This window comes from Pseudomonas brassicacearum, from assembly GCF_003732265.1.
GTDB classification, from domain to species: Bacteria; Pseudomonadota; Gammaproteobacteria; order Pseudomonadales; family Pseudomonadaceae; genus Aquipseudomonas; species Aquipseudomonas brassicacearum_D.
Genome location: NZ_MOBK01000202.1, coordinates 1 through 519, shown reverse-complemented (window position 1 = coordinate 519; position 519 = coordinate 1). Strand labels below are relative to the sequence as shown.

Sequence of the window (519 nt, the reverse complement as noted above, 5' to 3'; positions counted from 1 at the left end):
TTGCCGGTCTGGATCAACGTCAGTACTTCCAAAGCTTCATCCAGCGTGCCGAAACCGCCCGGGCATAAAACCAGCGCGTCAGCTTCTTTGACGAAAAACCGTTTTCGCGTGAAGAAGAAGTGGAACGGCAGCAGATTGCCGGTGCCGTCTACCGTCGGGTTGGCATGTTGTTCGAAGGGCAGGGTGATGTTGAACCCGAGGCTGTGATCGCGGCCGGCACCTTCATGGGCTGCGGCCATGATGCCGCCCCCGGCACCGGTAATGACCATCATCCCCGAGCGGGTCAACGCCGCGCCGAGTTCTCGGGCCATGGCGTATAGAGGATGTTCGACCGGGGTGCGCGCCGAGCCGAACACGGTGACTTTGCGTCTGCCCTTGAATTGCTCCAGTACCCGAAAGGCCTGCTCCAGTTCGCGCAGGGCTTGCAAGGTGATCTTGGCATTCCAGCGGTTGTGATCTTCCTGGGCCATGCGCAGCACGGTCAGGATCATGTCGCGATAGATGGGAATGTTCGGGCTG

1 protein-coding gene is annotated in these 519 nt (G+C 60.1%); it reads right to left on the bottom strand.

Features of this window, described 5'->3' with window-relative positions:
• On the bottom strand, positions 1-519 hold a 519-nt coding region (locus BK660_RS30845), incomplete at both ends, for an LOG family protein (protein WP_148057511.1).